Below are 22,578 nucleotides of genomic sequence, written 5' to 3'. Positions count from 1 at the left end.
CCCAGCTTGACTCACAAAATACGAGGATTTATCACGTTTGGCAAATGTGAGGATTTATCACATTTGCTAAACCAACCGACATCTGGAGCCAACTGAGATGATGAAACTTCTTCCCACCCTCACCTTCATCGCCGCGATCGGCTCCGGCGTGGTCGGCGGCGTGTTCTTCGCCTTTTCCAATTTCGTCATGGCGGCACTCGCGCGGCTGCCCGTCCCAAGCGGCATCGCGGCGATGAATTCGATCAATGTCACGGTGATCACGCCGACCTTCATGACGGCGCTGTTCGGCACCGGTCTCATCTGCCTGGCGTTGATTGCCGCCGTTCTCTTCGGCTGGAGCCAATCCGGCTCATACTGGCTGCTTGCCGGCGCCGTGATTTATTTCGTCGGCAACCCGATCGTGACCATGGCCTTCAACGTGCCGCTCAACGACGCTTTAGCCGCCGTCGATCCGCACAGCGCCAACGGCGCCGCCGTCTGGGCGAACCATCTCAGCCAATGGGTGATGTGGAACCACGTGCGCACTGTCACTGCCATCGTGGCGATGGCCTGCTTCATAATGGCATTGATCTGAGGATACGCAGCCGCGATGCAAAAGGCCCCCGCCTCAGGCGGGGTCGCGCCTCAGGCGGGGTCGGTCTTCTTGTCGGTTTTGCGGTCAGCATGGCCGAGATCCCGATCCGGATCGATGACGTCGCGGACCAGCTGCTTCAGCTTCGCCGCATCCGGAAAGCCGCCGTCGCGCTTACGGTCCCAGATCAGCTGATCGTTGCAGGAAATGGTGAAGATGCCGCCGGTGCCCGGCACCAGCGTCACCTCGCCGAGATCGGTGCCGAAGGTGGACAGCAGCTCCTGCGCCATCCAGCCGGCACGCAACAGCCATTGGCATTGCGTGCAATAGGTGATGCGGATGACGGGAAGCGGCTTGTCGGTCATACGAGATTGAGCTTCGCTCATATCGGATCGCGTTGCCGGTCAGGCCGCGCTGAGCTTGGCCATCGTCTCGTCGTCGACCTCGAAATTGGCGTAGACGCTCTGCACGTCGTCGTCATCCTCGAGGGTGGCGACCAGCTTCATCAGCGACTGCGCCCGCTCTTCATCGACCGGCACGTTGTTCTGCGGCTGCCAGATCGGCTTCACCGATTCCGCCTCGCCGAGCGCCGCTTCAAGCGACTTCGATACTTCGCCCAGATTTTCGAAGCTGCAATAGATGGTGTGGCCTTCCTCGTCGGACTCGACGTCGTCGGCACCGGCCTCGATCGCGGCTTCCATCACCTTGTCGGCGCTGCCGGCCGAAGCCGGATAGTAGATCTCGCCGACCCGGTTCCACATGAATGACACTGAGCCGGTTTCGCCGAGCGCTCCGCCGGCCTTGGTGAAGGCGGCGCGCACATTGGAGGCGGAGCGGTTGCGGTTGTCGGTCAGCGCCTCGACGATCAGCGCCACGCCGCCCGGGCCATAGCCCTCGTAGCGCACGGCTTCGTAGTTCTCGCCGTCGCCCGCGGAAGCCTTGTTGATGGCGCGCTGGATGTTGTCCTTCGGCATCGACACGGCCTTGGCGTTCTGCACCGCAAGGCGAAGCCTCGGGTTCATCGCCGGGTCCGGCGTGCCGGTCTTGGCCGCGACGGTGATTTCGCGCGCCAGCTTGGAAAACATTTTCGACCGCACCGCGTCCTGACGGCCCTTGCGGTGCATGATGTTCTTAAATTGCGAATGGCCAGCCATGGCACCCCTGTCGTGTTCGGCTAGAGCATTGCGGAGCGAAATGGGATCACCTCGCCATCCGCAAATTGCTCGAATTCAAATTTTCAGAACGCTCCAGGCATGCCTGCGAAGGCACACGGCGCTCTCTGTCGGAATGGCCGGCTTATAGATAAATCGGCTCAATTCGTCCAGACGCGCCGTAACTCCGGCGCCGGAGAGGCCGCTCAGCTCTCGAGATCGGACTTCAGCCGGTCGAGAATGCTGATCGCGTGGCCGGCATACTGGCTGATCCAGCGATCGTGGATCTGCTTGATCGGCAAGGCATTGAGATGGTTCCAACGCTCGCGTCCCTCGCGCCTCGCAACCACCAGGTCGGCCTCCTCCAGCACTTTCAGATGCATCATCACCGTGCAGCGGTCCATGTCCGGGAACGCCTCGCAAAGCGCGCCGGTGGTCTGCGGCTGATCCTTCAGGCGATCCAGCAACTCGCGCCGGCGTGGATGCGCCAAGGCCTTGAAAACATGGTCGTCCGCGGTTTGGCTTGACATGTTATGTTTCTATAACATATTGTTCCACTGAGCAAGGAAGGAGCTGTGGATATGCCCCTTGGATTCAGGATTTCCGGACGCATCGGCAAACCAGTCGCCGAGGTCTTCGACGCGGTGGTCAACCCGACGAAGCTCAGCGGGTATTTTACGACGCTTGGCGGCGCCTCGGCGCCACTGGTCCCCGGCACCACGGTCACATGGTGGAAGACCGTGCCCGTCGAGGTCGATGAGGTGGTGCCCAACGAGCGCATCGTGCTGCGCTGGGATGGCAGCGGCCCCGGCGTTGTACCGGCTTACAAGACCACGATCGAAATGAGCTTCGAAGCCCTGGATGACGGTGGCACCTTCGTCACCATTGCCGAAAGCGGATGGCGCGAGGACGAGGCCGGCCGCAAATCATCCTACGGCAATTGCGAGGGCTGGTCGCAGATGCTGTCTTGCATGAAAGCTTACGTCGAGTACGGCATCAATCTGCGTGAAGGGTTCTACCCCAGCGAAATGCGCGGTGAACTGCCGACGTCGGAAAGCAAATGATCCTGCGGCGGGAGCGACAGCCGCACGCTGCCGCCCTCGTTGCCACCATCAATGCCCGCCGCCAGACCCCTGCTTCTTGCGATTCCGCGCCAGCATGTTGAGACCCTCGACCAGCGCCGAGAAGCCCATCGCCGCGTAGATATAGCCCTTGGGCACGTGATAGCCCATGCCGTCGGCGATCAGCGTCATGCCGATCATCAGCAGGAAGCCCAGCGCCAGCATGACGATGGAGGGGTTCCTGGCGATGAAGTTGGCGAGCGGCGCCGCAGCCAGCATCATCACGCTCACCGCCACGATCACCGCGATATACATGATGGCGATCTCGTCGGTCATGCCGACGGCGGTGATGATGGAATCGATCGAGAAGACGAGGTCGAGCAGCAGGATCTGGAAGATGGCACCGGCAAGGCTCAGCTGCAGCGTACCCACCATCGTGTCCTGGTGGTCCTGCGGGTCGACCGTGTGATGGATTTCCTTGGTCGCCTTCCAGACCAGGAACAGGCCGCCGGCGATCAGGATCAGGTCGCGCCAGGAAAATCCGTGGCCGAAGGCGGTGAACACCGGCGTCGTCAGCTGCACGATGATCGAGATCGTGGCGAGCAGGATGAGCCGCATGACCAGCGCCGCCGAGATGCCCAGCCGGCGGGCGCGGGCGCGCTGCGCTTCCGGCAGCTTGTTGGTCAGGATCGAGATGAAGATCAGATTGTCGATGCCGAGCACGATCTCGAGCACCACCAGTGTCAAAAGCGCAACCCAGGCGGTCGGGTCGGAAACAAAGGCAAAGTGCGGCGCCAGGAATTCGACAAGCTGCATGGAGGTCGTCCCCTCTACGATCTAGAGCAGTTTCGTCGCCAGTTAGGCACTGACCTCGCCTATATCAATGTCAGGACCAGAAAGACGGCGCCGTTTCTTCCAGCCGAGGCCCGCGACGAAACGGCGCGATCCTTTCCGCAAGCCCGGTGCGGTCGGAAATATCGACGCCGACGCCGCAGAGAGTCGCCGGTCCAGTCGCCGCTTCGAAGCGGCCTTTCGGCACCTTGGAAAGAAACCGATTGAGCGGCTCTTCCTTGTCCATGCCCAGCGAGGAATCGTAATCGCCGCACATGCCGGCGTCCGAGATATAGGCGGTGCCACCATTGAGGATCTGATGATCGGCGGTCGGCTGATGCGTATGCGTTCCGACCACGAGGCTGGCGCGGCCGTCGACGAAATGCGCGAAGCACATCTTCTCCGAGGTCGCCTCGGCATGGAAATCGACAATCGCCGCATCGGCCTGCTCGCCGAGCGGACAGGCGGCAATCTCCCGCTCGCCGGCCTGGAACGGATCGTCCAGCTCCGGGTGCATGAAGACGCGGCCCATGATGTTGGCGACCAGCACGCGCGCGCCGTTGCGGGCGATGTAGACGCCGGAGCCGCGCCCTGGCGTGCCCTTGGGAAAATTGGAGGGCCGCAGGAAACGCTCCTCGCGTGGCGCGAAGATCAGCGCGTCGCGCTGGTCCCAGACATGGTTGCCGGTGGTGACGACATCCGCGCCCGCAGCGAGCGTCTCGCGAAAGATGTCCTCGGTGATGCCGAAGCCGCCGGCGGCGTTCTCGCCATTGACGATTACGAAGTCGAGCCTGAAGTCGGAAATCAGCCCCGGCAGCTGTTCCCACACTGCCGTGCGCCCTGTTTTGCCAACCATGTCGCCGAGAAAGAGGAGTCTCATAGCCACTTCTATCCAGAGCTGTGGACACTAGGCAAGCGGCACCGAGGTCCTTAACGCCGGCCGAAAGTGCCGCGTTGCTGATCGGCTGGCCCCGCTCCAGCGCCGGCAACGCGAACGGTCGATGGCGCCATGGGCGGCGTTTTGCGTCCTCGCAACCAGAAGAACCAGATGTAGAACAAGGTGAACCCACCGGTGACGGCGAGCAGCAGCAGCCCGCCGCGCCAGCCCTTCATCGCGGCCGTGTCGAGGTTCGACGGATCGGCAGGGTCGTAGTAAAACTCTATCCTGTCGCCCCTGGCTGCCTTGTAGAGACCGATGTCCTTGTCCTTGCCGGACCACGTCATCGGCGCGTCATTGGCAACATAGCTGACGACGACATTGATGCCGTCCGTGGTGAGACCGTTCGCCCGCGTTTCGCTGTAGGGGCTGACATCCGTTACGGTGGCAACCGTGCGCTGCCAGGCGGCCTGGTGATGCAAGCTTGTGCCGATGATGTGCGCTCCCATCGCAAACAGCACCGCGGCGATCAGGGCGAAAGGCATCAGCAAGTAACGCGCGAAGATAAACACCACGACCCCGTCGGTTCGGACTTAGCGCAGGAATATCACCCGACGGTTCTTTGAAACGCGTTAAGCAGATCGTGATATTTTAAGCGACATCGAAGTGGCGCAATCCGCTCTCGGTCAGTATTTCCGGAATGATGACGTCATGGTTCTCTTCCGGCACCCGCTCGACTTCCTGGCAGTCGAAGGCGATGCCGATCAGCCTGGGCGTGATGCCCTTTTCGGCCAGCCTGGCGATGGCGCGGTCGTAATAGCCGGCGCCGTAGCCGATGCGGTGGCCGCGGCCGTCGAAGGCGGCGAGCGGCACCAGCATCAGCGTCGGGTCGAGCACTTCCGCCTCTTCATGCGGCCCGACCGTGCCGAAGCCCATATCGACCATCGGCGCGCCGCGCACCAGCTCGCGGAAGACGATCGTGGTCTTGTCCAGGATCGCCGGCAGGCAGAGCCTGGCGCCCTTCTCGCGCAGCGCGAACATCAGCGGCCGCACATCGACCTCCGAGCGCATCGGCCAGAAGCCGGAGACGATGCGGCCGGGCTCGAAGTCGATCTTCTCCTTTGCCGTCTCGGCCATTTCGAGCGCGATCTCGACGCGCCAGAATTCGTCGAGCGCATCGCGGCGCGCCAGCGCTTCCTTGCGAAGCTGTTTCTTCAGGTCTTTCGGTGAGTTCATGCTCAGACGCTAGAAAGGGCCGGAATTGGGTGGAGTCTTAGGAACGACGTTTTCTAGCGCATGTCTCCCGAAATCGGGAGAGTGACGATCCACACAACCGGTGGAGAGGTCGATCCCGGGTGCCTACAAAGTAGGTGGGCGCCGTGTGAGAAAACCCACGGGTCTTCCCAGGGACAGCTCCCTAAGGATCGATAAGGCCCCGGGGATAAGTTTCTCCTGCCGGGAAGCACAGACCGCCGTGGACAAATATAGGCCGATGGTTAGCCGTGCGCCAGAGACACGAGCGACCAATACGCGTAATTCGCCTTGCGGACCATCTCGATCAGAGGCTCTCGGCAACCGCCCTTGCGCGGCCGGCCTCGCCTCCTTACGGTCCAGCCCCACGGACAGGAGAAAAAATGCGTTTCGAAGGCACCGCGGCTTACGTCGCCGACAAGGATCTGATGGTCGCGGTCAACGCCGCGATCGCGCTGGAGCGGCCCTTGCTGGTCAAGGGCGAGCCCGGTACCGGCAAGACCGAGCTCGCCCGCCAGGTGGCGTCGGCGCTTGGGCTCGAATTCATCGAATGGAACGTCAAATCGACCACCAAGGCGCAGCAAGGCCTTTATGAATATGACGCCGTGTCGCGGCTGCGCGACAGCCAGCTCGGCGACGAGCGCTTCAACGACATCGCCAACTACATCAAGCGCGGCAAGCTATGGGACGCCTTCGCGGCGCAAAAGAAGGTCGTGCTTTTGATCGACGAGATCGACAAGGCAGACATCGAATTCCCCAACGACCTCCTGCAGGAGCTCGATCGGATGGAATTCTTCGTCTACGAGACCGGCGAGACGATCCGCGCCGAGTTCCGGCCGATCGTCATCATCACCTCGAACAATGAGAAGGAACTGCCCGACGCCTTCCTGCGTCGCTGCTTCTTCCACTATATCCGCTTCCCCGACATCGACACGCTGCACCGCATCGTCGAGGTGCATTACCCCGGCGTAAAGGAGAACCTGGTGCGGGCGGCTCTAACCCAGTTCTACGAGATCCGCGAGGTGCCGGGCCTGAAGAAGAAGCCGTCGACCTCCGAAGCGCTCGACTGGATCCGCCTGCTGGTCGCCGACGACATCGCACCAGAGGATTTGCGCGCCGAGCCGAAGAACATGTTGCCGAAACTGCACGGCGCGCTGCTCAAGAACGAGCAGGACGTGCATTTGTTCGAGCGGCTCGCGTTCATGGCCAGACGGCAGGGATGACGCGCGGTTCTCGCATCTGGCGCCTAATTTAGGCCTCCGCCACGCTCCGGGCCGAGTCCTTCTCTGCTGAGAGGGCGCTGCCCGGGCCGAAGATGACGAAGCCAATCACCGACAGCAGAAGCACGCCGATCCCGCTATAGAGCATGACCCAGCCAAAGCCGTTGACCAGAGAGGCGTGAACGATCGCGCCGGTTGGATCGAGAGCAGCGAGTTCCGGCGAGGCTTGCGTCAGATCATCGAGATTGCCGCCGGCAATTCTTTCCGCCAGCAAGCGCAGCTCGTTCCCATCGATGGCGGGCCCGAATGCGGCACGCAGATGGGAAACGATCCCTTGCGTCAACAACTGCCCGAGCACGGCGATGTTGATGGCTAAAGTGATCAGGCGCGCGCTGATGTCGATGCCCGACGCCATGCCAGCGCGATCGGGCGATACCGACCCGGTTGTGGTGTGGGTGGTCGGCGAATTGGTCAGGCCGATGCCGATGCCGGCGATCAGCGTGCCGGGCAACATGGTCAGCCAATTGGCACCATCGAGGCCCGAGCCGATCCGCATGGCGAGGAACCCGATCCCCAATGTGAGCAGCCCGAGCGGCACCGCGACTCGTGCCTGATAGCGGGCTCGCAGGCGCTCGGCGATCGGCGGCATCAGCATGAAGGGGAGCGTGTAGGCGAGCAGCAGCAGGCCGGTGGTGGTACTGTCGTAGCCGAGAACGCCCGAGAAATAGATCGGCAGGTAGATGATAAACGGCCAATAGCTGAAATTCATGCCGATGGCGCCCATGATCGCGCCAGAGAACTGGCGGATGCGGAACACGGAGAAATCGAACATCGGATAGGAACTGATCGTCTCCGCGACAAGGAACACAACGAAGGAGACGGCCGCCGCGGCCGTCACGCCGATGCGGACACCCAAGCTGAGCTCCGCCCCTTGGGTGATCAGATAGGAGAAACCGAACACCGCGAGCGAGAGCGTGAGCATGCCGGCCCAATCGAGCTTCTGAGCGTTGCGGTCGCGCGATTCCGTGACTCCGGCGCCGATGAAGGCCAAAGCGAGGATCGCGAGCGGCACGTGGATCAGGAACACCCACTGCCAGCTCGACAGCGCGACGATAAAGCCGCCGATCGCAGGCCCAAAGCCGAGGCCGATGCCCGAGACCACGCTCCAGGCGACAAACGCCTTGCCGCGTTCGCGGCCGTCCTGGAACTGGTGCGACAGCACCGCGACGCTGCAGGTCAGCATCGCTCCGCCAGCGAGGCCCTGCAGGAACCGAGCAACGATCAAGAGCCACGCGCTCGGCGCAAGGCCACACAGCAGCGAGGCGAGTCCGAAGGCGACAGTGGTGATCACCATCACGCGCTTGCGGCCCAAACGGTCGGCCAGCGTCCCCGTCGCCATCAGGACCGTCGTGCAGGCAATGGTATAGGCGTTCATGATCCATTGCAGGTCCTTAAAACTGGCCGCAAGCACGCTTTCAAGTTTCGGGAGGATCACCGGCACGCTGGAGATTTCGAGACCGAACAGCAGCGAGGCAAGACAAACGCCGGTAAGCGCAATGGTGTTTCGATGAAACGTCATGTCGGTCACTTTCGATCTGGCTTGAAGAACGGGCGCCGCCGTTTTTCAACGGCAGTCGCCGAGGACATAGAGGAGGCTTGACCATGAAAAAAGGCTATGCGTATCTATTTCAGACATGACAAAATGGAATGCACACAATGACCAGCCTTGACGTCGATGCCGTGCGGACCTTCGTGATGGTGGCCGAGTTGCAGAGCTTCACGCGCGCGGCCGCGGCACTCGACAGCACGCAGGCGACGATCAGCGTCAAGTTGCGCCGGCTGGAGGAGAAGCTGGGCGCGCGTTTAATCGAGCGAACCCCGCGTCGCGTGAGCCTCTCGGCAAGGGGAGCCGTCTTCCTGCCCGCAGCGCGCGAGTTCCTTGCCGCTCATGAGCGTGCCATGGCCGAGTTTTCCACCACACCGTGTCGCCTCGCGCTCGGCTTTGTCGACCACGTCGCCGGACCGGAGCTTTCCGTGCTTTTGGCACAGCTTCACGCGCATGATCCGTCGCTAGCGCTCAGCATGAGGATCGAGACCTCGTCTCTGCTGGAGGAAGCCTTCGACCGCGGCGAGCTCGATGCGGTGATCGTCCACCGCGAAAGCGACCGCCGAGGCACGACACTCTCGCGCACGCAATATGGCTGGTTCGCCGCGCCCACATTCGAATGGCGGCACGGGACGCCACTGCGTCTAGCGCTTTTAAGCACGGTATGCACCTGTCCGGATCGTCTGAGAGCGATCGAGGCGCTGGACCGGGCCGGCATCGCCTGGGACGAGGCGTTCCTGGGTGGCGGCGGCACCGCCGTCAACATCGCGGTGTCCGCGGGTTTCGCCGTTGCCGCGCTTGCCCATCGCGTCGTTCCTCACGGCCTGATCGATGTCGGCCGCAAGCTGGGTTTGCCACCAATTCCGTCTTCCGAGATCGTCCTGCATTCGCACGCCCTGGCGCCGCGGGCGCGAGAGGCGCTCAGCATGCTCACCACCGCATTTCGCGAGTACAATTTGCCGCCGGGATAGGGCAAAGGAGTCTCCTGGGCCTGATTCCATTGGGGAGCCCAGGCTTCGGAGGAGAATGAAATGTCCGAGATCACCATCCGCCCGCTCGCGCAGTCCGATCACGCCGACTGGCGCCGGCTTTGGACCGACTATCTGACCTTCTACGAGACGAAGCTCCCGGAAGAGGTCTACGCCATCACCTGGAAGCGGCTGTTCACGGACGGTGAGTTCGAGCCGAAAGGTTTCATCGCCACGCTCGACGGCAAGGCGGTTGGGTTGACCCACTACCTCTATCACCGCTCCGGCTGGTCGGAGAAAAACAACTGCTACCTGCAGGACCTGTTCGCCGACCCCGAGGTGCGCGGCAAAGGCGTGGGCGCCGCGCTGATCAAAGCGGTGCAGGACGAGGCCGGCAAGATCGGCGTGAAGAATGTCTATTGGATGACGCACGAGACCAACGCCACGGCGCGCCGGCTCTATGATCATGTGGCAAGGCGGACGGGCTTTATCGAGTACGATCTGCTGTAATCACGGTCCATGGGTGAAACGATCGAAATTGCGCAATATATTGCGCAGACGCGAGAGGCGAAATGCCGCTAATAGAAACCAATACGCGTAAGATTGTTGGCAGGCTCTTGCGCGAAGGTGGTTGAATGTCGGCGGCGGCAAGCATGAAAAGTATGAGCATCCGGAAAGACCGGACGTAACGATCATCGTGCCTCGTCACCGCGAACAGTCCCTGGGCGTGGCGCGTTCGATCGCTCGACTTGCTGGATGGATTTGAGGACTATTCACATGACGCACTATGTCGGAATACTCGACGGAGCCGACGACGTCTGGGGCGTACGGGTCCCCGATCTTCCCGGCTGCCACGGCGGCGGGGCAAATCCCGAGGAAGCAATCGCCGACGCGACGTCGGCCATGCGTGAATGGGCTGAGGCCCGAATAGCAAAGCAACTGCCGATGCCTGCCCCTCGCACGATGACGCAATTGTTGCGGTCAGGTGAGATTGATAGCACTGCCGGCGAATCGGCGGTGATGATCCCCGTGCTGATCGATTCAGGGAGACCTGTCCGAGCCAATCTGTCCCTTGATGCAGGTCTGTTGGCAGCAATAGACGAAGAAGCGGGCCGGCGCGGCCTTACCCGCTCTGCGTTCATTGCAAGCGCGGCACGCGAGAAGATCGAGGGACAAAGATAACAATTCAACCATGTTCATCCCCTTCTTCCTCGAACTGAAGGCCGCGCGGGTTCCCGTTTCGCTCAGGGAATATCTGTCGCTGGTGGAAGGGCTGGAGGCCGGGCTGGTCGACTATGACGTCGAGGCTTTCTACTACCTCGCGCGCTCGGCCCTGGTGAAGGACGAGCGCCATATCGACCGCTTCGACCAGGTCTTCGCGCATGTCTTCAAGGGCGTCGAGGCGCTTGGCGGCCCTGATGCTGTCGATGTCGCCAACATCCCCGAGGAATGGCTGCGCCGGCTGGCCGAAAAGCACCTGACCGAGGAGGAGAAAAAGCTGGTCGAGGCACTGGGCGGCTTCGACAAGCTGATGGAAACCTTGAAGCAGCGGCTCGAGGAGCAAAAAGGCCGGCACCAGGGGGGCTCGAAATGGATAGGCACCGGCGGCACCTCGCCCTTCGGCGCCTATGGCTACAATCCAGAAGGCGTGCGCATCGGCCAGCATGAAAGCCGGCATCGCCGCGCGGTGAAAGTCTGGGACAAGCGCGAGTTCAGGAATTTCGACGACACCGTCGAGCTCGGCACCCGCAACATCAAGGTGGCGCTGAAGCGGCTGCGCCGCTGGGTGCGCGAGGGCGCCGAGGAGGAGTTCGACCTGCCCGGCACCATCCACGCCACCGCCGAGCACGGTTATCTCGACGTCAAGACCAGGCCCGAGCGGCGCAATGCCGTGAAGCTTTTGATGTTCTTCGATGTCGGCGGCTCGATGGATGACCATATTAGAAGCGTCGAGGAGCTTTTCTCGGCCGCGCGCGCCGAGTTCCGCCAGCTCGAATATTTCTACTTCCACAATTGCCTCTACGAGCGCGTCTGGAAGGACAATCGCCGCCGGCTTGCCGAGACGATCCCGACCTTCGACCTGATCCACAAATACGGGCCGGATTATAAGGTGATCGTCGTCGGCGACGCCTCGATGAGCCCCTACGAGATCGCGCATCCCGGCGGCTCGGTCGAGCACTGGAACCCGGAGGCCGGCAGCGCGTGGCTGACGCGACTCTTGCAGCAATGGCCGAACGCGATCTGGCTGAATCCGGAAGCCGAGAAGAACTGGCGCTACACGCACTCGATCGCCATGATCAGCGAGATCTTCGGCGGCCGCATGTTCCCGCTGACACTGGCCGGGCTGGAAGCCGCGACAAGGCAGTTGTCGCGCAAGCGCTGAACTGCTGGTTGCAACGTTGAAATTCAGGTCAGGCCGAGTCGAAAATGGTGGCATCCGAGAACCGGAGCGGAGCGTACTTAATGTACGTGAGCACCGGAAGCGCAGGATGCCGGCATTTGCAGACCGGCCTCACCTGATATATCTGTAACAAACGCCTATGTTCCGACGAATACCCGTTGCAAGCAACAACGAGCCGCCAAGGCCGAGGAGATTTCATGGACACCCACGCCTATCCCGTCACCCGCACCGATGCCGAGTGGCGCGCCCGGCTGACGCCGGAGCAGTATGCCGTCATGCGCAACCACGGCACCGAGCGCCCCGGCAGCTGCGCCCTGCTCTATGAGAAGCGCGCCGGCACTTTCTTTTGCGTCGGCTGTGACCAGCCGCTGTTCGAATCCAAGCTGAAATTCGAGAGCGGCACCGGCTGGCCGAGCTTCAACGATCCGGTCCCGGGCTCGATCGAGACCACCGTCGACCGCAGCTACGGCATGGTCCGCACCGAATGCCACTGCTCGCGCTGCGGCAGCCATCTCGGTCATGTCTTCGAGGACGGCCCGCCGCCCACCGGCCTGCGCTATTGCATCAACGGCGTGGCGCTGCGCTTCGAACCGGCGACCTGACATTCCGGAAACAACTCCCAAAGGGCGGCTTCGGCCGCCCTTTTTTGTTGCTCAAACGACGACCGTCGCGATCAGCCAGAGCGCCGAACCCAGCATCATCAGCTGCGCCTTGAACCCGCCGCTCTTCTCCGCCGTTCGCCAGACGGCGATGGTCAGGAAGATGTTGTAGGGAACAGGCAGGAAGTGCACCGCCAGCACCAGCCAGAGCGGCAGCTTCAATCCAAGCAGGGTCAGCGCAAGCGCCGAAGAGGCGACGCTCAGGATGGTCGCGACGAGCAGCATGTCGCGCCAGAACAGCCGATCGAGCGGCGCTTCACCCCTCCAGCGCGTGCGGAAAAAATCCGTCATCCCGGCGACCTATCTCCGCCCCAGGACGTCGGTCACGGCTTCTTCGAAGCGCGAGCATTCCCTCACCAGCCAGTCGGTCATGGCCGGCCAGTTGTCCTCGGCATAGCAGTTCACATGCCATAGCGAATTGATGCCGAGACCTTGCGAGCTCTGCTCGGGCTTGAGCTTCAGCTTCGCCTCGATCGCCGGCTGAAACGGCTTCAGCCGCGACCATGAGTCCGTCGCGCCGAACTTCTCGTTGCGCCCGAAGAAGACGCCGACATGGTTCTGCGCCGGCGCGACATACATCGAAAGCACCAGGGCGAAATCCGGCAACCCGCGCTGCCAGAACCACGGCCCGCGCCTTGCAAGCGTGGCTCTTTCTTGCGGATGCCGCTCGGCGAACAGGGCCCAGAAGCCGCGATGGCGGAACTCCGAGGCGCGACGGCCGCCGAAGTCGAATTCGGTCATGACCGGGTGCCCCGCTGGCCGAGACTGTTTCGAAATTCGCTCTGGCGAGTCATGTGGTGGCGGTTTCGAGAACCGTAGCGCAGCGGACATTTGGGTCCGTGAGCAACGGAAGCGCAGAAAACGCCATCAGATGGCCGCCGGAGAATTTCCAAACAGTCTCCTCAGACCATGCCGAGAGCGGCCTTGTAGAGATCGAGGATCGACTCCTCTTCCTGCCGCTCCGCCTGGTCCTTCTTGCGCAGCCGCACGATGGTGCGGATCGCCTTGGTGTCGAAGCCGGTGCCCTTGGCCTCGGCATAGACATCCTTGATGTCGTCGGAGATCGTCTTCTTCTCTTCCTCGAGCCGCTCGATGCGCTCGATGATGGTGCGCAGCTGGCCGGCGGCTACAGTCTGGCTGGTCTCGGTGATTTCGTCGGCCATTTTTCTCTCCGCGTCTTCTGAAGCCAAGGCGATTCCCACCACGGCGAATTGGAGCGGGTTCCCTGCCCGAGCGGGCGCGGCGGGTCAAGACACTTGTCGAGCGGCTGTGGACGGCTGCTGTCAGCCGCCCGCCAGGCATCGCGCTCCGACCGTCACTTAAAGGCTATGAGCAGATCCTTCGCATCGATCTGGTCGCCAGCCTTGACCAGCACCTCGGCGATCTCGCCGTCGCGTTCGGCGTGCAGCGCGGTCTCCATCTTCATGGCCTCGATCGACAGCAGCACGTCGCCCGCCTTGACCTCCTGTCCAGGCGCGACGGCAAGCGCCGACACGACGCCCGGCATCGGCGCGCCGACATGCCCCTCATTGCCGGGCTCGGCCTTGCGGCGCGCCTTGGCAGCGGAAGCGCCATGCGCCCTGTCCGGCACCTTGACGCGGCGCGGCTGGCCGTTGAGCTCGAAGAAGACCGTGACCATACCCTTGTCGTCGACATCGCCGAAGGCCTGGCAGCGAACCACCAGCGTCTTGCCCTTCTCGATGTCGAGGAAGATCTCGTCTTCCGACTTCATGCCGTAGAAATAGGTCGGCGTCGGCAGGACGCTCACCGGCCCGTAGGTCTCCTGCGCGGCGGCGAAGTCGGTGAACACCTTCGGATACATCAGCCAGGATGCGAACTCGTACTCCGAGAGCTTGCGCTCGAGCTTGGCCTCGATGTCCTTGCGGCTGGCCTTGAGGTCAGCGGGCTTCAGCAGCGAGCCGGGCCGAACGGTAATCGGCTTCTCGCCCTTCAGCGCCTTCTTCTGCAGCGCCGCCGGCCAGCCGCCGGGTGACTGGCCGAGATCGCCGCGCAGCATCGACACGACCGAATCCGGGAAGGCGATGTCCTTGGCCGGGTTCTCGACATCGGCGACGGTGAGGTCCTGGCTGACCATCATCAGCGCCATGTCGCCGACCACCTTGGACGACGGCGTCACCTTGACGATGTCGCCGAACATCAGGTTGACGTCGTGATAGGCCTGCGCCACCTCGTGCCAGCGTGTCTCCAGCCCGAGCGAGCGCGCCTGTTCCTTGAGGTTGGTGAACTGGCCGCCCGGCATTTCGTGCAGATAGACTTCCGAGGCCGGCCCCTTGAGATCGCTCTCGAAGGCCGCGTACTGGTTGCGGACCGCCTCCCAGTAGAAGGAGATGTGGCGGATCCATTGCGGGTCGAGACCGGGATCGCGCTCGGTGCCCTTAAGCGCCTCGACGATCGAGCCGAGGCAGGGCTGCGAGGTGTTGCCGGAGAAGGAATCCATCGCCGCGTCGATGGCGTCGGCGCCGCTCTCCACCGCCGCCAGCACCGTCGCCGCCGAGAGGCCCGACGTGTCGTGCGTGTGGAAATGGATCGGCAGGTCGGTCGCCTCGCGCAGCGCCTTGAACAACACGCGCGCCGCGGCGGGCTTGAGCAGCCCGGCCATGTCCTTGACGGCAATGATGTGGGCGCCGGCCGCTTCCAGCTCCTTGGCCAGCCCGACATAATATTTGAGGTCGTATTTCGCCCGCGCCGGATCGAGGATGTCGCCAGTGTAGCATATCGCCGCTTCGACCAGCTTGCCTTCGGCGCCGACCGCGTCCATGGCGACCCGCATGTTCTCGACCCAGTTCAGGCAGTCGAAGACGCGGAACAGGTCGACGCCGCCGCTTGCCGCCTGTTTGACGAAATGCTGCACGACATTGTCGGGATAGTTGGTGTAGCCGACGCCGTTGGCGCCGCGCAAAAGCATCTGCAGCAGAAGGTTGGGCGCTGCCTCGCGCACCTTGCTCAGCCGCTCCCAAGGGTCCTCGGTGAGGAAGCGCATGGCGACGTCGAAGGTGGCGCCGCCCCAGCATTCCAGCGACAACAGTTGCGGCAGGGCGCGCGCATAGGTGCCGGCGATGCCGACAATGTCATAGGTGCGCATGCGCGTGGCGAGCAGCGACTGGTGGCCGTCGCGCATCGTCGTGTCGGTGACCAGCACCTGGCGCTGCTCGCGCATCCACGCAGCGAATTTTTCAGGACCCAGCGCGTCGAGCCTCTGCTTGCTGCCCTCCGGGATATGGCCGTTGAGATAGGGCACCACGGGTGCGGCCGCATTCGCCTTCGGCGCCGGCCGGCCGCGCGTCTCGGGGTGGCCGTTGACGCTGACATCGGCCAGATAGGTGAGCAGCTTGGTGGCGCGGTCCTGCCGCTTCACCTGCTCGAACAGTTCAGGCGTCGTGTCGATGAACTTGGTCGTGTAGGAATTGTCGGCGAAGCGCGGGTGGTTGATGATCGCTTCGAGGAAGGTGAGGTTGGTGGCCACACCCCGGATGCGGAACTCGCGCAGCGCCCGGTTCATGCGCGAGATCGCCTCGCCGGGCGTCGGCGCCCAGGCCGTCACCTTTTCGAGCAGCGGATCGTAGAACCGGGTGATGACCGCGCCCGAATAGGCGGTGCCGCCGTCGAGCCGGATGCCGAAGCCGGCCGCCTCGCGATAGGCGGTGATGCGGCCATAGTCCGGGATGAAATTGTGCTCCGGATCCTCGGTGGTGATGCGGCACTGCAGCGCGTGGCCGTTGAGCCTGATGTCCTTTTGCGCCGGCACGCCCGACTGCTTGGTGCCGATGGCGAAGCCGTCGAGGATATGGATCTGCGCCTTGACGATGTCGATGCCGGTCACCTGCTCGGTGACGGTATGCTCGACCTGGATGCGCGGATTGACTTCGATGAAGTAGAACTTGCCGGTGTCGGCGTCCTGCAGGAACTCGACCGTGCCGGCGCCGATATAGCTGGTCTCGCGCGCGATCTTGAGCGCGTAGCCGCAAAGCTCCTGGCGCAGCTCTTCGCTCAAGTAAGGCGCCGGCGCGCGCTCAACGACCTTCTGGTTGCGGCGCTGAATCGAGCAGTCGCGCTCGAACAGATGCACCGCATTGCCATGGGTGTCGCCCAGCACCTGGACCTCGACATGGCGGGCGCGTTCGATCAGCTTTTCGAGATAGACCTCGTCCTTGCCGAAGGCGGCCTTGGCCTCGCGCTTGCCTTCCATCACCTCGCGCGCGAGGTCTGCCTCGGCACGGATGGCGCGCATGCCGCGGCCGCCGCCGCCCCATGAGGCCTTCAGCATCACCGGATAGCCGATCTGCGCGGCGAGCTTCTTGACCTCGTCCATGTCGTCGGGCAGCGGATCGGTTGCCGGCACGACCGGCACGCCGACCTCGATCGCCAGGTTGCGCGCGGCGACCTTGTTGCCCAGCCGGCGCATCGTTTCCGGCTTCGGGCCGATGAAGGTGATGCCGGCTTCGGCGCAGGCCTCGGCGAATTCCGGGCTTTCCGACAGCAGGCCGTAACCGGGATGGATGGCATCAGCGCCCGACAGCCTGGCGACCCGGATCACCTCCTCGATCGACAGGTAGCTCTCGATCGGACCCATGTCCTTGGCGAGATGCGGCCCGCGTCCGACCTGGTAGCTTTCATCGGCCTTGAAGCGGTGCAGCGAATATTTGTCCTCCTCCGCCCAGATCGCCACGGTTTTGAGACCGAGCTCATTGGCCGCGCGGAACACGCGGATGGCGATTTCGGACCGGTTGGCGACGAGGATCTTCGTGATGGCCAAGGACTGGGCTCCAGCAGCGTAAAGGAGGTAGACGGCGCAATGATTAACGTGAAAATGCTGCAGCGCAAACAAATTTGCGCGACACCTAAAACGGTTTAACTCGCTTGTTTGCGGCAGGCGCGCCGTTGTTGCTCCTCCGCCGGTCTGTCGCGGGCGGCGAGGCCGCGTTCCGAGCTCGCCGGGCGAGGCTTCCGGCCGGCCGCGGCCGCGCAAAAAATGCCCGGCGCAAGCGCCGGGCATCCGTTGCAAGTCGGCTTCTATTTGCCGGCTTATTTCTCGAAGTAGCTGTACTTGCCGTCGTCACCCTTCTTCCATTCGTAGATGACGTAGTCGGGACGGGTGATGTCGCCCTTGGAGTCGTAGCCGATCTCGCCGATGGCCGTCTTCCATGGACCGCCGGACTTGATGATCTCGGCAACCTTCTGCGCATCGTCGGCCGAGCCAGCCTTGGCGATGGCCTGCGAGATGATCTGCACGGCGGCGTAGGAGTAGAGCGTGTAGGCTTCCGGCTCGAAGCCGGCGGCGCGGAACTTCTCCACCACTTCCTTCGCGGCCGGGTTCTTGCGCGGATCCGGAGCGAAGGTGTTGAGCGTGCCGGCGACCGCGTCACCCGCGATCGAGGCCAGCTCGTTGGAGACGATGCCGTCGCCTGAGAACAGCGGCGCCTTCAGGCCCTGGTCGGCCGACTGACGGATGATGAGGCCGGCTTCCGTGTGCAGGCCGCCCCAGTAGATCAGGGTGACGCCGCTTTCCTTCATCTTGGCGATGAGGGCCGAGAAGTCCTTGTCGCCGACATTCACGCCTTCATAAAGCACTTCGGTGATGCCGTTGGCGTTGAGGTTCTTCTTGGTCTCATCCGCGAGGCCCTGGCCGTAAGGCGTCTTGTCGTGGATGATGGCGATCTTGGCATCCTTGAAGTTCTTGGCGATATAGTCGCCCGCCACCTTGCCCTGCTGGTCGTCGCGACCGCAGGTACGGAAGGTGTTCCACAGGCCGCGCTCGGTGAGCTTCGGATTGGTCGCGGCCGGGGTCATGACGAGGATGCCGTTTTCCGCATAGACTTCCGACGCGGGAATGGTCACGCCCGAGTTGAAGTGGCCGTCGACGAACTTGACGCCGTCGGCGACGAACTTGTTGGCGACCGAGATGCCCTGCTTGGGGTCGGAGACGTCGTCGCCGATCTCGAGCTTGAGCTGCTGGCCATTGACGCCGCCTGCCGCGTTGATGTCGGCGACAGCCTGTTCCGCGCCCTTCTGCAGCTGTGCGCCGAAGGCCGCGTTCGGGCCGGTGATCGGACCGGCGACGCCGATCAGGATATCGGCCCACGCGCTGCCGCTGAACGCGATGAACGCGGTCAGCGCAACGGCGGACAAGAGTGATTTTTTCATTGAAACGCTCCCATTTACGGAGTGGGCGTGGATGATACTTTCATGCGATGCCCACCCTTATCGCAGAAAGCATAGAATGCCGATTTTCAGGCACTTGTCACGCCAATTCATCCCCGAAAAGGCGCTAATCATAAACGTCAAACCTTCGGCTTCCAGCTTAATAAGGAAGCTCTTTCATAGAGCCAGTTATACTGCGTCACCATCTGGTTGGTGCGCGTGTATTGATAGCCGAGGAAGCCCAGGACCATCAGCACGATGGTGTCGACGATATAGTAATGCAGCGAGAACATCGTGCCGCCGAACAGCGCGTGATGGATGAACCGGATGCCGATACCGAGACCGAGCATGTAGAAGAACAGCTGAACGTGGCTGCTCCAGGTCTGCGCCGCCGCCTTGCCGGTCATCCATGCCGCCCAGCCGCCAAGCAGGCAGGTGACGAACAGGAACTGCCAGATCGAGGCTTCTTCGTAGAGAATACCTTGCATGATGAAGACCTCTCTTAGTGATGACCGCCTTCGAGATAGGCGGCGCGCACTTCCGGATTGGCGAGCAGTTCCTTGCCGGAGCCGCTCATGGTCACATTGCCGTTGACCATGACATAGCCGCGGTCGGCGAGCTTCAGGGCGCCGAAGGCATTCTGCTCGACCAGGAACACAGTCAGCCCCTGCGTCTTGTTGAGCTCGCGGATGGCGTCGAAGATCTGCTTGACGATCAGCGGCGCAAGACCCAGCGACGGCTCGTCGAGCAGCAGGAGCTTCGGCCGCGCCATCAGCGCGCGACCGATCGACAGCATCTGCTGCTCGCCGCCCGATAGCGTGCCGCCGCGCTGGCCGATGCGTTCCTTCAGGCGCGGGAACAGCGTGAACACCTTCTCGACGTCCTCGTCGTAATGCTTGAGATTGTCGAGGCTGGCGCCCATCTGCAGATTTTCCATCACCGTCATGCGCGGGAAGATGCGTCTGCCTTCCGGTGATTGCGCGATGCGCAGCCGCGCGATTTCATGCGTCGGCATCTTGGTGATGTCGGTGCCGGCGAAGGTGATGGTGCCGGCGCGGGCGCGCGGGGCCCCGAAGATGGTCATCATCAGCGTCGACTTGCCGGCGCCGTTGGCGCCGATCAGCGCCACGATCTCGCCCTGGTTGACGCTGACATCGACGCCGTTCAGCGCCCGGATGTTGCCGTAGTAGGTCTCGATCCCCTTGATGTCGAGCAGCGTTGTGCCGGCCATTACTTGCGCCCTCCAGGCTTGCCCGCTGTGGGCTTGGCCGCTGTTTCCTTGCCCTTCGAAGCGCTTCCGGCTTTAGTGGCTGAAGCCTTGGCGGCCGGCTTTTTAGGCGCCGCTTTCGCTGCGCTGGATTTCGCGGCCGGTTTGGCTGCCGATTGGGGTTTGCCGGCGATCGAGGCGGCGCGGGCGTCGACCTGCGCCGCTTTCGACGCGCCCTTGGATACGGTGACCCGCTCACCCTCGTCCGCGTGCTCGACACTGTCGGAAACCGGCCCCGCCATCATCGAAGCGGAGCTGCCTGGGCCATGCGCGGAGTCGGGACCCGTATCGAGCTGCTCGATGACATCCTCGTCGCCGACTTCGGTCAGCACCGTCTCAACCTCTTCGTCGTCGACGCCGAGATAGGCGGCGATGACGCGCGGATCGGTACGGACCGATTGCGGATTGCCGTCGGAAATCTTGCGGCCGTATTCGAGCACCACGACGTGATCGGAAATCTGCATGACCACCGACATGTCATGCTCGATGAGCAGGATGGACGTGCCGGTGTTGTTCTTGATGTCCATCAGCAGGTCGTTCAGCGCCGCCGATTCCTTCGGGTTGAGGCCGGCGGCCGGCTCGTCCAGGCACAAAAGCTCCGGCCCCGTGCACATGGCGCGCGCGATTTCCAGGCGCCGCTGCGCGCCATAGGGCAGATCGCCGGCCGGATCGTCGGCGCGATCGACGAGGTCGGCCTTTTCCAGCCAGTGCCTGGCAAGGTCGATCGACTCGGCGGACGCCTGTCGATAGCTCGGGAAGCCGAACAGGCCAAGGAAAGTGTAGCCCGAGGCCTTCATCAGCTTGTTGTGCTGCGCGACCAGAAGGTTTTCCAGGAGCGTCATGCCCGAGAACAGGCGGATGTTCTGGAAAGTGCGCGCCACCTTGGCGCGCGCCGGGATCTCGTGGTTGGGCAGGCGCTCGAGCAGGTAGGTCGAGCCGTCGCGCCGGTTCAGCGTCAGCATGCCTTCCGACGGCTTGTAGAAACCGGTGATGCAGTTGAACACGGTTGTCTTGCCGGCGCCGTTCGGTCCGATCAGCGCGGTGATCTCGCCGCGCCTGGCCTGGAAGGACAGGTCGCCAATGGCGACCAGGCCGCCGAACTTCATCGAAAGATGTTCGACCTGCAGGATGAAGTCGTTTGCGGAAGCTTGCGCGTTCATCAGCCGTGCCCCTCCTTGGTGAAGGACGCCGAGACCGCTCTTCGTTCTTTCAGGAAGGCCGTCGGTTCTCGACTGCCGACGAAGCCGCGCGGCTTCCACAGCATGACGATGACCATGGCCATGCCGAACAGCAGCATGCGGTAGAGTTCCGGTGTGAAGTCGGGTCCGAACACGGCCTTGAGGAAGTCGAGTTCGCGCAGGATCTCGGTGCCGCCGATCATGACCAACGCCGCCACGGCAATGCCGCCCAGCGAACCCATGCCGCCGAGAACGACGATGGCGAGGATGATCGCCGATTCGAGGAAGACGAAGGATTCAGGGCTGACGAAACCCTGACGGGCTGCGAAGAACGAGCCGGCAAAGCCGCCGAACATGGCGCCGGTGGCGAACGCCGTCAGCTTGGTGGTGGTGGTGTTGATGCCGAGAGAGCGACAGGCGATCTCGTCTTCGCGCAACGCTTCCCAGGCGCGTCCCACCGGCAGGCGACGAAGCCTTATGGTGACGAAGGCGGTGAGCAGGCAGAGCGCCAGGGCGAGATAGTAGAGGAAGATCTTGTAGTAGGCCCCTGATTGGGCAATGTGCAGAACCTTGGCGATGTAATTCGGGTCGGAGACGTTGAAAGACATCAGGCCGAAGAACGACACTTTCGGAATGCCCGAGATGCCTGCTGAACCATTGGTGACCTCACGCCAGTTGATAAGCACCAGGCGGATGATCTCACCGAAGGCAAGGGTCACGATCGCCAGATAGTCGCCGCGCAATCTGAGCACCGGGAAGCCGAGCATGACGCCCCAGAAGGCCGCCATGCAGCCCGCGGTCGGCAAAAGGATCCAGAACGACAGGCCGAAATGCGTGCCAAGCAACGCGTAGGCATAGGCGCCCACGGCATAGAAGGCGACGTAGCCCAGATCCAGCAGGCCGGCCAACCCGATGACGATGTTGAGGCCCCAGGCCAGCATCACATAGATCAGGATTTGGATGCCGAAATTGTCGACCCATTTGAGCGAGCCCTGGAAGCCGAACAGGAGCACCATCGCGATTGGATAGAGCAGTAGGACGACGAGGCCGATCCTGTTGAAGTTCCGCTTCAGGAAGCCCGGTTCGGCGACGACGGCGGGTGCCGTCGCCTTCTCGGCCTTCGACCGCTCCATCGCCGGAATCGCATACGCCACATAGACAAAGCGGCCGAGCGTGACGGCAATGACCACGATGGCGAGCAGGCCCCAGCGCTGCACCAGGATCAGTTCGTTGCTGATGTTCTGGTCTGTCCTGAGACCGATGAACAGCACGAACAGGCCGAGCGAGATGGCGCCGGCATAGAGCGCCTCACGAAAAGCGCGCTGGATGGGAGTGGCGACGGTGTCGCGCTCCGAGGACACGGTAACGGCCATGAGGA

General features: G+C 62.8%; 24 protein-coding genes, 1 other RNA gene and 1 pseudogene. 8 read left to right on the top strand and 18 right to left on the bottom strand.

The genetic code is table 11. The features are described 5' to 3' along the window. Positions 1 to 97: 97 nt before the first annotated feature. Complete coding sequence (locus EJ069_RS28475) at positions 98 to 574, top strand: DUF1772 domain-containing protein (RefSeq protein WP_126063975.1); 477 nt, start codon at positions 98 to 100, stop codon at positions 572 to 574. Positions 575 to 624: 50 nt separating this feature from the next. On the opposite strand, the gene EJ069_RS28470 is transcribed toward EJ069_RS28475, so the two are convergent. The 3 genes from EJ069_RS28470 to EJ069_RS28460 all read right to left on the bottom strand — a co-directional run bounded on the left by EJ069_RS28470 (position 625) and on the right by EJ069_RS28460 (position 2,252). After that, positions 625 to 936 carry a SelT/SelW/SelH family protein gene (locus EJ069_RS28470; RefSeq protein ID WP_126064898.1) on the bottom strand — a complete coding sequence of 104 codons (312 nt, stop codon included), beginning with the start codon at positions 934 to 936 and terminating at the stop codon, positions 625 to 627. A gap of 39 nt (positions 937 to 975) precedes the next feature. Then, a complete protein-coding gene (locus EJ069_RS28465) occupies positions 976 to 1,725 on the bottom strand; it encodes a YebC/PmpR family DNA-binding transcriptional regulator (RefSeq protein ID WP_126063974.1) in 750 nt (249 codons plus the stop codon). Positions 1,726 to 1,928: 203 nt separating this feature from the next. Next, on the bottom strand, positions 1,929 to 2,252 hold the full coding sequence (locus EJ069_RS28460; protein ID WP_042645707.1) for a helix-turn-helix domain-containing protein: 324 nt from the start codon (positions 2,250 to 2,252) through the stop codon (positions 1,929 to 1,931). 51 nt (positions 2,253 to 2,303) lie between these two features. Here EJ069_RS28460 and EJ069_RS28455 point away from each other — a divergent pair, with 51 nt between their 5' ends. Continuing rightward, on the top strand, positions 2,304 to 2,786 hold the full coding sequence (locus tag EJ069_RS28455) for an SRPBCC domain-containing protein (RefSeq protein WP_126063973.1): 483 nt from the start codon (positions 2,304 to 2,306) through the stop codon (positions 2,784 to 2,786). A gap of 48 nt (positions 2,787 to 2,834) precedes the next feature. Here EJ069_RS28455 and EJ069_RS28450 read toward each other — a convergent pair whose 3' ends face one another. The 5 genes from EJ069_RS28450 to ssrS all read right to left on the bottom strand — a co-directional run bounded on the left by EJ069_RS28450 (position 2,835) and on the right by ssrS (position 5,965). Further along, on the bottom strand, positions 2,835 to 3,599 hold the full coding sequence (locus tag EJ069_RS28450; protein WP_126063972.1) for a TerC family protein: 765 nt from the start codon (positions 3,597 to 3,599) through the stop codon (positions 2,835 to 2,837). Between the two features lie 70 nt (positions 3,600 to 3,669). Then, on the bottom strand, positions 3,670 to 4,494 hold the full coding sequence (locus EJ069_RS28445; protein WP_126063971.1) for a YmdB family metallophosphoesterase: 825 nt from the start codon (positions 4,492 to 4,494) through the stop codon (positions 3,670 to 3,672). Positions 4,495 to 4,544: 50 nt separating this feature from the next. Beyond that, a complete protein-coding gene (locus tag EJ069_RS28440; RefSeq protein WP_126063970.1) occupies positions 4,545 to 5,066 on the bottom strand; it encodes a DUF3592 domain-containing protein in 522 nt (173 codons plus the stop codon). Between the two features lie 76 nt (positions 5,067 to 5,142). Next, entirely contained in the window at positions 5,143 to 5,727 is a 585-nt protein-coding gene (locus EJ069_RS28435; protein WP_126063969.1) for a 5-formyltetrahydrofolate cyclo-ligase, read from the bottom strand. Positions 5,728 to 5,809: 82 nt separating this feature from the next. Next, positions 5,810 to 5,965, bottom strand: a non-coding RNA gene (gene ssrS, locus EJ069_RS28430) — 6S RNA. A 160-nt stretch (positions 5,966 to 6,125) separates the two neighbouring features. Between ssrS and EJ069_RS28425 the strand changes: the two genes are divergently transcribed. Continuing rightward, a complete protein-coding gene (locus tag EJ069_RS28425; protein WP_126063968.1) occupies positions 6,126 to 6,965 on the top strand; it encodes a MoxR family ATPase in 840 nt (279 codons plus the stop codon). A gap of 28 nt (positions 6,966 to 6,993) precedes the next feature. Here EJ069_RS28425 and EJ069_RS28420 read toward each other — a convergent pair whose 3' ends face one another. After that, on the bottom strand, positions 6,994 to 8,541 hold the full coding sequence (locus tag EJ069_RS28420) for an MFS transporter (RefSeq protein ID WP_126063967.1): 1,548 nt from the start codon (positions 8,539 to 8,541) through the stop codon (positions 6,994 to 6,996). A 137-nt stretch (positions 8,542 to 8,678) separates the two neighbouring features. On the opposite strand from EJ069_RS28420, the gene EJ069_RS28415 reads away from it, so the two are divergent. The 5 genes from EJ069_RS28415 to msrB all read left to right on the top strand — a co-directional run bounded on the left by EJ069_RS28415 (position 8,679) and on the right by msrB (position 12,539). Beyond that, the gene (locus EJ069_RS28415) at positions 8,679 to 9,539 is read left to right on the top strand and encodes a LysR family transcriptional regulator (protein ID WP_126063966.1); all 861 of its coding nucleotides are present in this window, start codon (positions 8,679 to 8,681) and stop codon (positions 9,537 to 9,539) included. 60 nt (positions 9,540 to 9,599) lie between these two features. Beyond that, positions 9,600 to 10,046, top strand: a complete 447-nt coding sequence (locus EJ069_RS28410; RefSeq protein WP_073985252.1) for a GNAT family N-acetyltransferase — start codon at positions 9,600 to 9,602, stop codon at positions 10,044 to 10,046. Between the two features lie 267 nt (positions 10,047 to 10,313). After that, on the top strand, positions 10,314 to 10,718 hold the full coding sequence (locus tag EJ069_RS28400; RefSeq protein ID WP_126063965.1) for a type II toxin-antitoxin system HicB family antitoxin: 405 nt from the start codon (positions 10,314 to 10,316) through the stop codon (positions 10,716 to 10,718). A gap of 10 nt (positions 10,719 to 10,728) precedes the next feature. After that, complete coding sequence (locus tag EJ069_RS28395) at positions 10,729 to 11,919, top strand: VWA domain-containing protein (RefSeq protein WP_126063964.1); 1,191 nt, start codon at positions 10,729 to 10,731, stop codon at positions 11,917 to 11,919. Between the two features lie 215 nt (positions 11,920 to 12,134). Further along, a complete protein-coding gene (gene msrB / locus EJ069_RS28390) occupies positions 12,135 to 12,539 on the top strand; it encodes a peptide-methionine (R)-S-oxide reductase MsrB (RefSeq protein ID WP_126063963.1) in 405 nt (134 codons plus the stop codon). A gap of 51 nt (positions 12,540 to 12,590) precedes the next feature. On the opposite strand, the gene EJ069_RS28385 is transcribed toward msrB, so the two are convergent. The 9 genes and pseudogenes from EJ069_RS28385 to livM form a co-directional block, all read right to left on the bottom strand. After that, a complete protein-coding gene (locus tag EJ069_RS28385; protein WP_126063962.1) occupies positions 12,591 to 12,887 on the bottom strand; it encodes a hypothetical protein in 297 nt (98 codons plus the stop codon). A 9-nt stretch (positions 12,888 to 12,896) separates the two neighbouring features. Continuing rightward, on the bottom strand, positions 12,897 to 13,337 hold the full coding sequence (locus EJ069_RS28380) for a hypothetical protein (RefSeq protein WP_126063961.1): 441 nt from the start codon (positions 13,335 to 13,337) through the stop codon (positions 12,897 to 12,899). A 161-nt stretch (positions 13,338 to 13,498) separates the two neighbouring features. Next, on the bottom strand, positions 13,499 to 13,759 hold the full coding sequence (locus EJ069_RS28375) for a DUF2312 domain-containing protein (protein ID WP_040991643.1): 261 nt from the start codon (positions 13,757 to 13,759) through the stop codon (positions 13,499 to 13,501). 152 nt (positions 13,760 to 13,911) lie between these two features. Next, on the bottom strand, positions 13,912 to 17,370 hold the full coding sequence (pyc, locus tag EJ069_RS28370) for a pyruvate carboxylase (protein ID WP_126063960.1): 3,459 nt from the start codon (positions 17,368 to 17,370) through the stop codon (positions 13,912 to 13,914). A gap of 269 nt (positions 17,371 to 17,639) precedes the next feature. Then, positions 17,640 to 18,758 (bottom strand): branched-chain amino acid ABC transporter substrate-binding protein, encoded by a 1,119-nt coding sequence (locus tag EJ069_RS28365; protein ID WP_042645695.1) that lies wholly within the window; start codon positions 18,756 to 18,758, stop codon positions 17,640 to 17,642. 137 nt (positions 18,759 to 18,895) lie between these two features. After that, complete coding sequence (locus EJ069_RS28360; RefSeq protein WP_126063959.1) at positions 18,896 to 19,243, bottom strand: DUF6867 family protein; 348 nt, start codon at positions 19,241 to 19,243, stop codon at positions 18,896 to 18,898. Positions 19,244 to 19,257: 14 nt separating this feature from the next. After that, entirely contained in the window at positions 19,258 to 19,986 is a 729-nt protein-coding gene (locus tag EJ069_RS28355; protein ID WP_042645693.1) for an ABC transporter ATP-binding protein, read from the bottom strand. A gap of 68 nt (positions 19,987 to 20,054) precedes the next feature. Continuing rightward, positions 20,055 to 21,182: pseudogene (locus EJ069_RS28350) on the bottom strand (ABC transporter ATP-binding protein); the annotation flags it as partial. Next, positions 21,182 to 22,573: a high-affinity branched-chain amino acid ABC transporter permease LivM gene (gene livM, locus EJ069_RS28345; RefSeq protein WP_126063958.1), complete on the bottom strand. Its 1,392-nt coding sequence runs from the start codon at positions 22,571 to 22,573 to the stop codon at positions 21,182 to 21,184. The gene livM and the pseudogene EJ069_RS28350, both read right to left, overlap by 1 nt. Between the last annotated feature and the right edge of the window lie 5 nt (positions 22,574 to 22,578).

The organism is Mesorhizobium sp. M2A.F.Ca.ET.043.05.1.1, from assembly GCF_003952445.1.
Taxonomy (GTDB): Bacteria; Pseudomonadota; Alphaproteobacteria; order Rhizobiales; family Rhizobiaceae; genus Mesorhizobium.
The sequence above is the reverse complement of the archived record's forward strand: the minus strand, read 5'-3'. Positions and strand labels throughout refer to the sequence as shown.